12 protein-coding genes are annotated in these 12,987 nt (G+C 73.0%); 5 read left to right on the forward strand and 7 right to left on the reverse strand.

Annotation, left to right across the window (positions count from 1 at the left end; genetic code table 11):
• Positions 1–59: 59 nt before the first annotated feature.
• Genes MTP13_RS16055 through pdhA form a run of 3 tightly spaced genes read right to left on the reverse strand, consistent with a single transcriptional unit; the run spans position 60 to position 3,588 of the window.
• On the reverse strand, positions 60–1,445 hold the full coding sequence (locus tag MTP13_RS16055) for a dihydrolipoamide acetyltransferase family protein (protein ID WP_243568667.1): 1,386 nt from the start codon (positions 1,443–1,445) through the stop codon (positions 60–62).
• A complete protein-coding gene (locus MTP13_RS16060) occupies positions 1,442–2,452 on the reverse strand; it encodes an alpha-ketoacid dehydrogenase subunit beta (RefSeq protein ID WP_243568668.1) in 1,011 nt (336 codons plus the stop codon). The genes MTP13_RS16055 and MTP13_RS16060 overlap by 4 nt, the downstream gene beginning before the upstream one ends.
• Positions 2,449–3,588 (reverse strand): pyruvate dehydrogenase (acetyl-transferring) E1 component subunit alpha, encoded by a 1,140-nt coding sequence (gene pdhA / locus MTP13_RS16065; protein WP_243568669.1) that lies wholly within the window; start codon positions 3,586–3,588, stop codon positions 2,449–2,451. Before pdhA ends, MTP13_RS16060 begins: the two co-directional genes overlap by 4 nt.
• A gap of 168 nt (positions 3,589–3,756) precedes the next feature.
• Between pdhA and MTP13_RS16070 the strand changes: the two genes are divergently transcribed.
• From MTP13_RS16070 to MTP13_RS16080, 3 genes are all read left to right on the forward strand, one after another.
• Entirely contained in the window at positions 3,757–4,215 is a 459-nt protein-coding gene (locus MTP13_RS16070; protein ID WP_243568670.1) for an Lrp/AsnC family transcriptional regulator, read from the forward strand.
• Between the two features lie 118 nt (positions 4,216–4,333).
• Positions 4,334–4,990 (forward strand): ArsR/SmtB family transcription factor, encoded by a 657-nt coding sequence (locus tag MTP13_RS16075; protein WP_243568671.1) that lies wholly within the window; start codon positions 4,334–4,336, stop codon positions 4,988–4,990.
• A gap of 2 nt (positions 4,991–4,992) precedes the next feature.
• A complete protein-coding gene (locus MTP13_RS16080) occupies positions 4,993–5,205 on the forward strand; it encodes a hypothetical protein (protein ID WP_189086071.1) in 213 nt (70 codons plus the stop codon).
• A 102-nt stretch (positions 5,206–5,307) separates the two neighbouring features.
• On the opposite strand, the gene MTP13_RS16085 is transcribed toward MTP13_RS16080, so the two are convergent.
• Both MTP13_RS16085 and MTP13_RS16090 read right to left on the reverse strand, forming a co-directional pair.
• Positions 5,308–7,593: a polyribonucleotide nucleotidyltransferase gene (locus MTP13_RS16085; RefSeq protein ID WP_243568672.1), complete on the reverse strand. Its 2,286-nt coding sequence runs from the start codon at positions 7,591–7,593 to the stop codon at positions 5,308–5,310.
• Positions 7,594–7,786: 193 nt separating this feature from the next.
• Complete coding sequence (locus MTP13_RS16090) at positions 7,787–9,865, reverse strand: GDSL-type esterase/lipase family protein (protein WP_243568673.1); 2,079 nt, start codon at positions 9,863–9,865, stop codon at positions 7,787–7,789.
• Between the two features lie 211 nt (positions 9,866–10,076).
• On the opposite strand from MTP13_RS16090, the gene MTP13_RS16095 reads away from it, so the two are divergent.
• Positions 10,077–10,283: a dodecin family protein gene (locus tag MTP13_RS16095; protein WP_243568674.1), complete on the forward strand. Its 207-nt coding sequence runs from the start codon at positions 10,077–10,079 to the stop codon at positions 10,281–10,283.
• 54 nt (positions 10,284–10,337) lie between these two features.
• Positions 10,338–10,922, forward strand: coding sequence for a DedA family protein (locus MTP13_RS16100; protein WP_243568675.1), 585 nt, complete (start codon positions 10,338–10,340; stop codon positions 10,920–10,922).
• 67 nt (positions 10,923–10,989) lie between these two features.
• Here MTP13_RS16100 and MTP13_RS16105 read toward each other — a convergent pair whose 3' ends face one another.
• Positions 10,990–11,622 (reverse strand): FMN reductase, encoded by a 633-nt coding sequence (locus tag MTP13_RS16105; RefSeq protein WP_243568676.1) that lies wholly within the window; start codon positions 11,620–11,622, stop codon positions 10,990–10,992.
• Complete coding sequence (locus tag MTP13_RS16110; RefSeq protein WP_243568677.1) at positions 11,619–12,830, reverse strand: LLM class flavin-dependent oxidoreductase; 1,212 nt, start codon at positions 12,828–12,830, stop codon at positions 11,619–11,621. Before MTP13_RS16110 ends, MTP13_RS16105 begins: the two co-directional genes overlap by 4 nt.
• Positions 12,831–12,987: the final 157 nt, after the last annotated feature.

Raw genomic sequence — 12,987 nt, forward strand, 5'->3', positions numbered from 1 at the left:
TGCGGCCCTTCGGCGAGGCTACGCCGCGGGGGACGGCGCCGCCATCCCCCGCGGCCCGCTCACATCGTGAGGGCGAACCCGGGCTCCCGCAGCAGCCGGCCGACGTCGCCGAGGAAGCGCGAGCCCTGCTCGCCGTCCACGAGCCGGTGGTCGAAGGAGAGCGAGAGCGTCATCACCTCGCGCAGCGCGATCTCGCCGCGGTGCTCCCACGGCAGCCGGCGCACCTGGCCGGTCGCGAGGATCGCGGCCTCCCCCGGGTTCAGGATCGGCGTGCCCGCGTCGATCCCGAAGACGCCGATGTTCGTGATCGACATCGTGCCGCCGGACAGCTCGGCCGGGCTCGTGCGGCCGGCACGGGCGGTCTCGGCGAGCGCCGCGATCGCGTCGGCCAGCTCGACGAGGGTCATCCGCTCGGCGCCGGGGATCACGGGCACCACGAGCCCGCGATCCGTGGCCGCCGCGATGCCGAGGTTCACGCCGGCGAACTGCACGATCTCCTGCGCCTCCTCGTCCCAGCGCGCGTTGACCTCCGGGGTGCGCGCCGCGGCGAGGCAGACCGCTTTCGCGACGACGGCGAGCGGCGTGATCCGGTGCCCGGCGAAGGCGCGATCCTCGCGCAGGCCGCGAAGCAGCTCCATCGTCGCGGTCACGTCGACGGTGAGGAACTCGGTCACGTGCGGCGCGGTGAAGGCGCTGCGCACCATCGCGGCGGCCGTGTGCTTTCGGACGCCGCGGATGGGGATGCGGGTCTCGGCCGGGCGTTCGCCCGCCGCCGGGCGGGCCGCCGCCGCCGCGGACGGCTGGAGGGCGTTCGCCGTGCGTTCGACGTCGTCGCGCGTGATCAGCCCGCGCTCGCCCGTGCCGTCGACCGCGTCGAGGTCGACGCCGAGCTCGCGCGCGAGTCGGCGCACCGGCGGCGTCGAACGAGGCCGGTCACCGCGCCGCGAGGGCCCGGAGGCGGGGCTCGCGACCGCGGTCGCGGGGCTCGCGGCGGATGCCTCGCCGCCGTCGCTGCCTGCTGCCGGCGTCGCCCCGCCGGGTGGCGGGACGCGCCGGCGACGGCGCGGCCCGCGATCGGCCGCGGCGCCGTAGCCGACGAGCGTCGGCTCGCGCTTCGGCTCGGGCTGCGCGTCTGCTTCGGGGCCTGCGCTGCCCGAGGCATCCGCGCCGCCATCGCCCGCGCCGCCGGCCGGCGCACCCTCGCCGGTCTCGCACGAGAACAGCGGCGCGCCGACCTCGACGGTCTGACCGGGCTCGGCGTGCAGGGCGGTGATCACCCCCGCGAAGGGCGACGGCAGCTCGACGACGGCCTTCGCCGTCTCGACGTCGGCGACGATCTGGTTGAGCTCGATGCGGTCGCCGACCGACACGCGCCAGGCGACGAGCTCCGACTCCGTCAGGCCCTCGCCGAGGTCCGGCAGCGCGAACGCGCGCACGCCGCTCACGCCTCGACCCCCGAGAGCGAGTTGGCGCGGCCGAGCACGCGGTCGACGCCGTCGAGGATCCGGTCGAGGTCCGGCAGGTGGTGCTGTTCGAGCTTCGCGGGCGGGTACGGGATGTCGTGGCCGGTGACCCGCACCGGCGCGTGCTCCAGGTAGTCGAAGCAGCGCTCGGTCAGGCTCGCGGCGATCTCCGCGCCGACCCCGCCCTGCTGCCCGGCCTCGTGCGCGATGACGAGCCGACCGGTGCGTCGCAGCGAGGCCTCGAGGGTCGGGTAGTCCACCGGCGCCAGCGACCGCAGGTCGATGACCTCGAGGGAGACGCCGTCCTCGGCGGCGGCGACCGCGGCGTCCTTGGCCGTCTGCACGAGCGCGCCGTAGGTGACGAGCGTCACGTCGTCGCCCGGTGCGACCACCGTCGCGATGCCCATCGGCTTCGCGTCGGCGAGGCTCGCGGCCTCGTCGACCTCGCCCTTCACGTGGTACCGCCGCTTGGGCTCGAAGAAGAGCACCGGATCGTCGCTCGCGATCGCCTGCTGGATCATCACGTGCGCGTCCGCCGGGTTCGAGCAGACCACGACGCGGAGGCCGGCGGTGTGCGCGAAGTACGCCTCGGGCGACTCGGAGTGGTGCTCGGCCGCCCCGATGCCGCCGCCGAACGGGACCCGGATCGTGATCGGCACCTTCACCGCCCCGCGGGAGCGGTAGTGCAGCTTCGCCACCTGCGCGACGATCTGATCGAAGCCGGGGTAGATGAAGCCGTCGAACTGGATCTCGACGACGGGGCGGAAGCCGCGGTAGGCGAGCCCGACCGCGGTGCCGATGAGGCCCGCCTCGGACAGCGGCGAGTCGACGACCCGCTCGCGGCCGAACTCGGCCTGCAGCCCATCGGTGATGCGGAACACGCCGCCGAGCGTGCCGATGTCCTCGCCCATGAGGACGACGCGGTCGTCGGCGGCGAGGGCGTTTCGGAGGCCCCGGTTCAGGGCCTTGCCGAGGGTGAGGGTGGTCATCGGCCGGCTCCGTTCTGGTCGGATGCCTCGTCGCCGAAGAGCGCGAGATACCGCTCGTAGTGCTCGCGCTGACGGGCGACGTGGCTGTTCGGTTCCGCGTAGACGTGGTCGAAGACGCTGAGGGCGGGCGGGTCGACGAGGCCGAGGCAGGCGGCTCGGAGCTCGGCGGCGGCGCGGTCCGCCGCCTCGGCCGTCTCGCGCTCGAGCCCCGCGACGTCGACTCCGAGGCCCTCGAGGAGGGCGAGCAGGCGGGCGATCGGATCGCGCTCCCGCCAGGCGGCGAGCTCCGCGTCGTCGCGGTAGCGGCTCGGATCATCGGCCGTGGTGTGCGGACCCATGCGGTAGGTGACGGCCTCGATGAGGCTCGGGCCATCGCCCCGCCGGGCGCGCTCGAGCGCCATGCGGGTGACGGCGAGCACGGCGAGGACGTCGTTGCCGTCGACCCGGATGCCGGGCATCGCGAAGCCGTCGGCGCGGCGGGCCAGCTCCTGCTTGGACTGCAGCCCGACCGGCTCCGAGATCGCCCACTGGTTGTTCTGGCAGAAGAAGACGACGGGCGCCTCGAAGCTCGAGGCGAAGACGAACGCCTCGTTGACGTCGCCCTCGCTCGTCGCGCCGTCGCCGAAGTAGGCGATGGCCGCGGCGTCGGAGTGGTCCCAGCGCAGCCCCATCGCGTAGCCGGTGGCGTGCAGCGCCTGCGCGCCGATGATGATCTGCGGCACGGCGACGCGGTGGGCGGCCGGGTCCCAGCCGGACGACGCGGTGCCGCGCCAGGTGGTCACGAGCCCCTCGGCGGCGACGCCGCGGGCCCAGGCGACGGCGAGCTCCCGGTAGCTCGTGAACGCGAAGTCGTCGTCGCGCAGGGCGCGCACGGAGCCGATCTGCGCGGCCTCCTGCCCGGCGAGCGGCGGCCAGAGCCCGAGCTCGCCCTGGCGCTGCAGCGCGACCCCCTCGGCGTCGAGCCGGCGGACGATGACCATGTCGCGGTAGAGCCGGCCGAGCGCGGCGGCGTCGACGTCGGCGACCCACGGGTCGAACTCGGCGTCGTGGCGCCGGGTGCCCGTCTCGTCGACGAGCTGCACGAACGACTCGGGCCTCGTCAAGAGCCCGGTCGCATCACGGTCGGAAAGGGTCATCGTCGATCCTCCTGGTTCGGCGGAGCGCTTCGTGGGCGCTCCGACTCGCCGGCCACGTCGCCGGATACGCCCGAGCGTACGTCGGGAGGTCACACAGCTCAAGCATCACCGGATCCATTGAGCATGTTGCCAAGCACGCGGCGCTGAATCCTCGCTACACTGCGCAGCATGAGCACTCTCGACCAGCTCGACCGAGCCCTCCTCACCGCGCTCGCCGCCGACCACCGCGCGACCGTCGTCGCCCTCGCGGAGCGCCTCGGCCTCAGCCGCAACACGGTGCAGGCCAGGCTCGCCCGGCTCGAGGCATCCGGCGCCTTCGCCTCCTTCGAGCGGGCGATCGACCCGGCGCCGCTCGGCTACCCGCTCGAGGCCTTCGTCGCGGTGCACGTGCGGCAGAAGCAGCTCGGCGAGGTCGTCGCCCGCATCGCGGAGATCCCCGAGGTGCTGCAGGCGCACGGGCTCTCCGGCTCGGTCGACCTGCTCGCCCGCGTCGTCTGCCGCGACGCGCACGACCTCTTCCGCATCGACGGCGAGATCCTCGCGATCGACGGGGTCGAGCGCACCGAGACCTCCCTCTCGATGGGCGAGCTCATCCCCTATCGGATCGGGCCGCTGCTCGAGCGGTAGCCGCGGCCGGCCGAACTCCGGGGCCCGCGTCGGTCCACGAGTGCCAAGAAACCGTTGCAAACGAATACTTGCAAACAAACGCTTGCAAAGCTTTCTTTGCAACGGTATCTTTGCATGCATGAGCGAGACGACTCCGAGCCACATCGAGGCCCAGCCGAGCAGCACCCGGCATCCCGGCATCGACCACGTGCTGTCGGCGACGGCGCTGAAGTCGCTCGGGCACCCGCTGCGCATCCGCATCTACGACGAGCTGTCCTCCTACGGCCCGCTCACCGCGAGCGGGCTCGGCGAACGGCTGAGCGAGTCGAGCGGCTCCATGAGCTACCACCTCCGCCAGCTCGAGCGCGCCGGCCTCGTCCGCGAAGACACCAGCCGCGGCACCGGCCGCGAGCGGTGGTGGGAGCGCACGCCCGGCTCGGTCGCCGTGCCCGACCCGCAGGACCTGCCCCCGGGCAGCGCCGAGCGGCTCGCCGCGAAGCTCGTCGAGGACGAGTGGCTCACGATCCGCGACCGCAACTATCGCGACTTCGTCTCGGACGGCCCGCACGTCTTCGGCAAGGAGTGGCTCGAGGTCGCCACCAGCGACACGATCAACCTCCGTCTCACCGTCGAACAGCTCGCCGAGCTCGTCGCCGAGATCGACGCGGTGTTCCTGAAGTTCGGCGATCGCTACAAGCGCACGCCCACGCCGGGCTCCATGCCCGTGCAGATTCACCTCAACGCCTTCCCGCTCGTGCGCGGCGAGGCCACCCAGGACCACACTCGGAAGGAGTGATCATGACCACCGCCACCCTCTCCCCCGGCGCCGGCCGACTCGCCGGCCTCGCCGTCCGCAGCGGCCTCGGCCTCGCGAGCTGGGGCCTGCGCCGCGCCAGCCGACGCACCGACCGCGAGCAGCTGCTCGGCCGGGCCGAGGCCCGGGCCGCCGCCGAGCGCGCCCTCGCCGAGCGCGACGAGCTGTTCCGCAGCGCGGGCTACCTCCCGCTCTGAGCAACGGGCCGCGCTGCGCGTCGTCCGCAGCGGCCCGGAAACGACGGATGCCCCGCCCGAACGAATCGGGCGGGGCATCCGCGTGTCAGGCGGGAACCGCGGTCACTCGACCTCGGAGCCCTCAGCCGGCGCGTCGGTGTGCTCGCCAGTGGCGGTACGACCCTCGACGTCGGCGTCCTCCTGCAGGACCGGGGCGAGCGAGAGCTTGCCGCGGTCGTCGATCTTGGTGATCTCGACGAGCAGCTTCTGCCCGACGCCCAGCACGTCCTCGACGTTCTCGACGCGCTTGCCGCCGGCGAGCTTGCGCACCTCGGAGATGTGCAGCAGGCCGTCCTTGCCCGGCAGCAGCGACACGAAGGCGCCGAACGTGGCGATCTTCACGACGGTGCCGAGGAACTGCTCGCCGACCTCCGGGTTGGTCGGGTTCGCGATCGCGTTCACCTGGGCGCGGGCCGCCTCGGCCGAGGGGCCGTCGGTGGCGCCGATGTAGACGGTGCCGTCCTCCTCGATGGAGATGTCGGCGCCGGTCTCGTCCTGGATCGCGTTGATCGTCTTGCCCTTCGGGCCGATCAGCTCGCCGATCTTGTCGACCGGGATCTGCACGCTGATGACGCGCGGAGCGGTCGGGGCCATCTCGTCCGGGCCGTCGATCGCCGCGTTGAGCACGGCGAGGATGGTGGTGCGGGCCTCCTTGGCCTGGGTCAGCGCGCCGGCGAGCACCGAGGCGGGGATGCCGTCGAGCTTCGTGTCGAGCTGGATGGCCGTGACGAACTCGCTCGTGCCGGCGACCTTGAAGTCCATGTCGCCGAGCGCGTCCTCGGCACCGAGGATGTCGGTGAGGGCCGCGTAACGGGTCTCACCGTTCACGGTGTCGGAGATGAGGCCCATGGCGATGCCGGCGACCGGGGCGCGCAGCGGCACACCGGCGTTCAGCAGCGACAGGGTCGAGGCGCAGACGGAGCCCATCGAGGTCGAGCCGTTGGAGCCGAGGGCCTCGGACACCTGACGGATCGCGTAGGGGAACTCCTCGCGCGTCGGCAGCACCGGCACGAGCGCGCGCTCGGCGAGTGCGCCGTGCCCGATCTCGCGACGCTTCGGCGACCCGACGCGACCGGTCTCACCGGTCGAGTAGGGCGGGAAGTTGTAGTTGTGCATGTAGCGCTTCTTGGTGACCGGGCTCAGCGAGTCGATCTGCTGCTCGAGCTTCAGCATGTTCAGCGTGGTGACGCCCAGGATCTGGGTCTCGCCGCGCTGGAAGATGGCCGAGCCGTGCACGCGGGGCACGACCTGCACCTCGGCGTCGAGCGGGCGGATGTCGGCGAGGCCGCGGCCGTCGATGCGGACGCCCTCTTCGAGCACGCGCGTGCGCATGACCTTCTTGGTGACCGACTTGTAGGCCGCGGAGACCTCGGCGTTGGCCGACTCGGGCAGCTCGCCCGCCTCGACCTTGGCCGCGACGTGCTCCTTGACGCGCGCCTTGAGGGCGTCGTCGGCGTCCTGGCGCTCGACCTTGCCGGCGATCTGGTAGACGTCCTTGAGCTCGGCGGCGGCGAAGGCCTCGACGGCCTCCTTGACCTCGGGCTGGTACGGCGGGAACGTCGGGTAGTCGGCGACGGGCTTCGCCGCGGTCTTCGCGACCGCGAGCTGCGCCTCGACGAGCTGCTTGATGAAGGGCTTCGAGGCCTCGATGCCCTGCGCGATGACGGTCTCGTCGGGCTTGACGGCGCCGCCCTGGATGAGGTTCCACGCGTTGTCGGTCGCCTCGGCCTCGATCATCATGATCGCGACGTCCTCGGAGCCGTCGGCCTCGGTCACGACGCGGCCCGCGACGACCATGCTGAACACGGCCTCCTCGAGCTGGCCGTGCTTCGGGAACGCGACCCACTGGCCGTCGATGAGCGCGACGCGGACGCCGGCGACCGGACCGGAGAACGGCAGGCCGGACAGCTGCGTCGAGAGCGACGCGGCGTTGATGGCGAGCACGTCGTAGAGCTCGTCGGGCTCGATGGCGAGGACGGTCACGACGACCTGGACCTCGTTGCGCAGGCCCTCGACGAAGGAGGGGCGGAGCGGGCGGTCGATGAGGCGGCAGGTGAGGATCGCCTCGGTCGAGGGGCGGCCCTCGCGACGGAAGAACGAGCCGGGGATGCGACCCGCGGCGTACATGCGCTCCTCGACGTCGATCGTGAGGGGGAAGAAGTCGAAGTGATCCTTCGGCTGCTTCGAGACGCTCGTCGCCGAGAGCAGCATGGTCTCTTCGTCGATGTAGGCGACCGCGGAGCCCTGCGCCTGCTGGGCGAGGCGTCCGGTCTCGAAGCGGATGGTGCGGGTGCCGAACTTGCCGTTGTCGATGACGGTCTCGGCGAACGTGATTTCAGGACCTTCCAAGAGGTCTCTCTCCTTTGTTTCCCGTCGCACCCCGTGTGGGCACGACTGCATACGAAGGAGCAGGAACAGGCAATACGAATCGCATCAGGACGATGCGCTCACGCTGGCCACCAGTAGAAGTCCACCGAATCGAGTCGGTAAGCCACCACAGGGGACCAGCTTCCTGCCGGCCTGCTCCGAAGGTGCTCGGTGTTCAGTTGCGGTTCGCGGCCCGCTGCGAGGCAGAGCTGCGATGCGGCGACCACTCGGGCAACCGCTTCGACTCTAGCAGAGCGGCCCCGGTCGGAGCCGGAATCCGGAGTAGGGCGAGTTCCGGCCGCTTCGGCGAGCGGCCCTCCCCCGCGGTCCGTCCGCGCAGCCGCCGGACCACCCAGGGCAGCACGTGCACCGCCATCCAGGCGGGCCCCGAGACCCGCGTCCGGTGCGCGCCGTCGTGCAGCGCGAGCTCGAGGTCGGCGAGGACCGCGGCGTCCGGGATGCCGAGCGCGCGCGCCGCGGCGTAGGCCAGCGTGCGGTGGCCGGCGGGGTTCAGGTGCACCCGGTCGGCCGCCCAGCTGGAGCGGGCGCGCAGCTCGGCGGCGTGCTCGACGTCGACCAGCACGGCGCCGTGCTCCGCCGCGAGCGCGCGGAGCCGCGCGTCGAAGCGGGCGAATCGGGCCCGGAGGCCGCGCACCTCCCAGCGCTCCGGCAGGAACGGGGTGACGACGAGCACCCGGCAGCCTGCGGCGGCGGCCGCGCGCAGACCCGCTCCGAGCTGATCGGCGAGCGCGACGGGGTCCGCGCCGCGCTGCACGAGGTCGTTGCCGCCGACGAAGATGCCGACGAGCTCCGCGCCGAGCGCGAGCGCCGCGGGCAGCTGCTCGTCGACCACGTCCCGGATGCGGCGGCTGCGCACTGCGAGGTTCGCGTACTCGACGCCGGGCCCCGGCCGGCTCATCGCGAGCAGCATGGCGAGCCGGTCGGCCCAGCCGCGGTACTCGCCCGGGGCCGTGCGCGAGTCGTCGCAGAGCCCCTCGGTGAGCGAGTCGCCCACCGCGACGAAGCGGAGCGGCGCCTCGGCGGCGCGGGTCCGGCCGGGCTCGGCCGGGCCGGGAACGGATGCCGGGTGCGGCGCGGGCGGGGCCGGTGCGACCTGGCCCGGTGCCGCCGACGCGAGCCCCGCGGCGCGCGCCCTGGCGTCGCGGTAGTGGGCGAGCAGCTCCTCGCAGAGCACGTCCCACCCCCGGCCCACGACGCCGCGGCGGGCCGCCCGGCCGAAGGCGCGGCGCTTCGCGGCATCGCCCGCGAGGTCCGCGACGCGGGCGGCGAACTCGTCGAGGTCGCCCGGTCGGTAGAGCCAGCCGTCGACGCTCTGCCGCACGAGGTCGAGCGGGCCGCCCGCGCCGGTGGCGACGACGGGCACACCGCTCGCGTGCGCCTCCTGCACGGTCTGGCAGAACGTCTCGCTCTCCCCCGGGTGCACGAAGACGTCGAAGCTCGCGAGCGTCGTCGCGAGCTCCTCGCCGCCGAGGAACCCGGTGAAGACCGCGTCCGGCAGCAGCGCCTCGAGCTCGTCGCGGGAGGGGCCGTCGCCGACGACGACGAGTTGGATTCCGGGCACGCCGCGGAGCGCCAGCAGATCCTCGACCTGCTTCTCGGGCGCGAGCCGGCCGACGTAGCCCACGACGACCTCGCCGCCGGGTGCGATCCGCCGCCGCCAGGCCTCGTCGCGACGACCCGGCCGGAAGCGCTCGAGGTCGACACCGCGCCGCCACAGCCGGGAGCCGGAGACGCCGAGCGCGTCGAGCCGCTCGAGCGCCGAGCTCGAGGGTGCGAGCGTGAGCGTCGCCCGGCCGTGCAGCCGCGCGACGTGCCGCTCCAGCGCCGGTGCCGCGGCCGGGACTCCGTAGCGGGCGGCGTAGGCCGGGACATCCGTCTGGTAGACCGCGACGCTCGGCGCCCCGATCGCCTCGGCGGCGCGCACGCCCTGCCACCCCAGCACGAACGGCGAGGCGAGGTGCACGACGTCGGGCGAGAACTCGGCGAGCGCGGCGGTGAGCCGGCGCAGGCCGGGCACCGCGATCCGCACCTGCGGGTAGCGCGGCAGCGGCGTCGACGGCAGCTGCACGAGCCGCGCCCCGCGGAGCGCCGCCTCGTCGACGCGGCCGGCGCGCGGTGCGATGACGAGGGCCTCGTGCCCGGCGCGCTCCAGGTGCCCCAGCACCTGGAGGAGCGAGTGGGTGACCCCGTTCATGTGCGGGAGGAACGATTCGGCGAGGATCGCGACCTTCACGAGACCAGGGTGCCCCGGCTGCGCCGCCGCACCGCGCGAAAGCGGGCCCGGGCACCGAGGATTCACCGCCGCGTCGGCGAGCGTTCGCCGCCCGGTCGCGAACCCGTCGCCGGACGGACAGCGCTCGAGCCTTGCCGCCGTGCCGGGAGCGGCGTTGCATGGCAGGGCGGCGCCGCATCCGAGCACCGCTCCATCGATCGAGGAGGATCCCATGGCATCCGTCGCCCGCGTGACGACCATCACCGCCCGCTCCGAGCAGAGCTTCGACGACGCGATCTCCGCGGGCGTCGCCCGGGCGTCCGAGACGCTGCGCAACGTCTCCGGAGCCTGGGTGAAGGAGCAGAAGATCGAGGCCAGCGACGGGGTGATCACCGGTTGGTCGGTCACGCTCGAAGTGACCTTCGTGCTCGACGACTGACGGCGCTCGCCGCTCGGCCACCCGCTGTTCACCCCGCCGGGATAGCAAGGCGGGGTGTCAGACGACGCCCTCGCCCAGCTCGCCGCCTCGCCGTGGCTGCTGCCCGCGCTCTTCGCGCTCGTCGTCGGCGACGCCTTCCTCGTGGTGCTGCCGAGCGAGACCCTCGTCGTGGCCCTGGGGGCGCTCGCGGCGACCACGGGGCATCCGAATCCGCTCGTCGTGATCCCGGTCGCCGCGGTCGGCGCCGTCCTCGGCGACCTCGCCTGCTACGCGATCGGCCGCGCCGGCGGCCTCGAGCGCTGGGCGTGGCAGCGGAAGCCGCGGGTCGCCGCGGCGATCGAGCGGGTGCGTCGCACCGTGGGCCGCCGCACCGCCGTGCTCGTGTTCACCGCCCGCTACGTGCCCTTCGCCCGCATCGCCGTGAACCTCGCCGCCGGCGCCGTACGGATCCCGCTCGGCCGGTACCTGCCGCTCTCGGCGGCGGCGGGGCTTGCGTGGGCGGTGTTCAACACGGCGATGGGGGCGATCGTCGGCTCCGCCTTCGCGGACCGGCCGCTGCTCGCCCTCGCGATCTCGGTGCCCGTCGCGATCCTCGCGGGCCTCGGGGTCGACGCGCTCGTCCGCCGTTTCGCCCCCTGAGCCCGCTGAAAACGCCGAGTTGCCCGACTTTCATGAAAGTCGGGCAACTCGGTTGGGTGGGCGGGGGTTACTCGCCGGCGAGGCCGCCGATGAGGTGCCCCATCGGCCGGTCGAGCCGGAACGGGTCGCTGACGAGCTGCGAGCGGTCGGTGCGCTCGACCAGCTCGGCGAACTCCTTGGCGCCGCGGAAGATGCGGTCGGGCAGCGAGCGCACGCCGTCGCCGTCCGCGCCGCCCCAGTCGCTCGTCGCGGCGAACACGCCGGTGGTCACCGGCACCGCGTGCAGGTAGGTGAACAGCGGGCGCATCGCGTAGTCGATCGCGAGGGAGTGCCGGGGCGTGCCGCCGGTCGCGCCGAGCAGCACCGGCAGATCGGTGAGGGCCTGCGGGTCGATCACGTCGATGAACGACTTGAACAGTCCCGCATAGCTCGTCGTGAAGATCGGCGTGACGGCGATGAGCCCGTCGGCCGAGGCCACGGCGTCGAGCGCCTCCTCGAGCTTCGGCGGCGCGAAGCCCATGAGCAGGTGGTTCGTGATGTCGTGGGCGAGCTCGCGCAGCTCGAAGGTGCGCACCTCGGCCTCGACCCCGCGCTCGGCGAGCGCGGCGACCGAGTCCGCGGCGAGGCGGTCGGCGAGCTGACGGGTCGAGCTCGGGGTGGAGAGCCCCGCCGAGACGACGACGATCTGCTTGGTGGTCATCGTGCACCTCCTGCACGGGTCGCGGCGGGGCCGAAGGCCGAGCCGGCGGGCGCGGGCGCGTCCTGGTAGGGCGAGGCGCCCACGGTCAGGTTGTCGCCGCGGTTGGCGTTCGGGGTCGCCTGCCGGGGCGCCTCGTCACCGTACTTCGCGGCGACGAGCGAGGCGTGCGTGGGGGCGTCGGGCACCTCGGCCGGGCGGTTCTTCGCGAACTCGGTGCGGAGCACCCCGACGACCTCGCCGAGCAGGTCGAGCTGCTCGAGCACGGTCTTCAGCGGCAGGCCCGCGTGGTCGACGAGGAACAGCTGGCGCTGGTAGTCGCCCACGTAGTCGCGGAAGCCGAGCGTGCGGTCGATGACCTCCTGCGGGCTGCCCACGGTCAGCGGGGTCTGCTGGGTGAACTCCTCGAGGCTCGGGCCGTGCCCGTAGACCGGCGCGTTGTCGAAGTACGGCCGGAAGTCGCGCACCGCGTCCTGCGAGTTGCGGCGCATGAAGACCTGGCCGCCGAGGCCGACGATCGCCTGCGCGGCGGTGCCGTGGCCGTGGTGCTCGAAGCGCTGCCGGTACAGCGCGATCATGCGCTGAGTGTGCGAGGCGGGCCAGAAGATGTGGTTCGCGAAGAAGCCGTCGCCGTAGTAGGCGGCCTGCTCGGCGATCTCCGGGGTGCGGATGGAGCCGTGCCAGACGAACGGGGGCACGCCGTCGAGCGGGCGCGGCGTCGAGGTGAAGCCCTGCAGGGGGGTGCGGAACTTGCCCTCCCAGTCGACGACGTCCTCGCGCCAGAGGCGGTGCAGCAGCTCGTAGCTCTCGACGGCGATGGGCAGGCCCTGCCGGATGTCCTTGCCGAACCAGGGGTAGACCGGCCCGGTGTTGCCGCGCCCGATCATGAGGTCGGCGCGGCCGCCCGAGACGTGCTGGAGCATCGCGTAGTCCTCGGCGATCTTCACCGGGTCGTTCGTGGTGATGAGCGTCGTCGCGGTGGAGAGCTGGAGGGTCGAGGTCTGGCCGGCGATGTACGCGAGCGTCGTCGTGGGCGAGGAGGACCAGAACGGCGGGTTGTGGTGCTCGCCGAGGGCGAAGACGTCGAGGCCGACCTCTTCGGCGTGCTTGGCGATGGCGACGGTGGCCTGGATCCGCTCGGCCTCGGTCGGCGTGCGGCCGGTCGTCGGGTCCTGCGTGATGTCGCTGACGGTGAAGATTCCGAACTGCACGGCGTCCTCCTGGGGTGCGGGTCGAGTGCTTTCAATGCGTTTGCATAGACAGGAACGAGCTCGCCCCCGAAGCTATTCCCGCTTCGCCGATTCGATCGAATCGGCAGCGGAATGACGCACCGGATCCAGTCTGCCCTGCCGCCGCGATCCGCGGACA

The organism is Agromyces soli (assembly GCF_022811605.1).
Taxonomy (GTDB): domain Bacteria; phylum Actinomycetota; class Actinomycetes; order Actinomycetales; family Microbacteriaceae; genus Agromyces; species Agromyces soli.

Bases quoted from the DNA above. Each gene is read 5' to 3' on its own strand.
- MTP13_RS16060 (WP_243568668.1), bottom strand. From the start codon at position 2,452: ATGACCACCCTCACCCTCGGCAAGGCCCTGAACCGGGGCCTCCGAAAC.
- pdhA (WP_243568669.1), bottom strand. From the start codon at position 3,588: ATGACCCTTTCCGACCGTGATGCGACCGGGCTCTTGACGAGGCCCGAG.
- MTP13_RS16070 (WP_243568670.1), top strand. From the start codon at position 3,757: ATGAGCACTCTCGACCAGCTCGACCGAGCCCTCCTCACCGCGCTCGCC.
- MTP13_RS16075 (WP_243568671.1), top strand. From the start codon at position 4,334: ATGAGCGAGACGACTCCGAGCCACATCGAGGCCCAGCCGAGCAGCACC.
- MTP13_RS16080 (WP_189086071.1), top strand. From the start codon at position 4,993: ATGACCACCGCCACCCTCTCCCCCGGCGCCGGCCGACTCGCCGGCCTC.
- MTP13_RS16095 (WP_243568674.1), top strand. From the start codon at position 10,077: ATGGCATCCGTCGCCCGCGTGACGACCATCACCGCCCGCTCCGAGCAG.
- MTP13_RS16105 (WP_243568676.1), bottom strand. From the start codon at position 11,622: ATGACCACCAAGCAGATCGTCGTCGTCTCGGCGGGGCTCTCCACCCCG.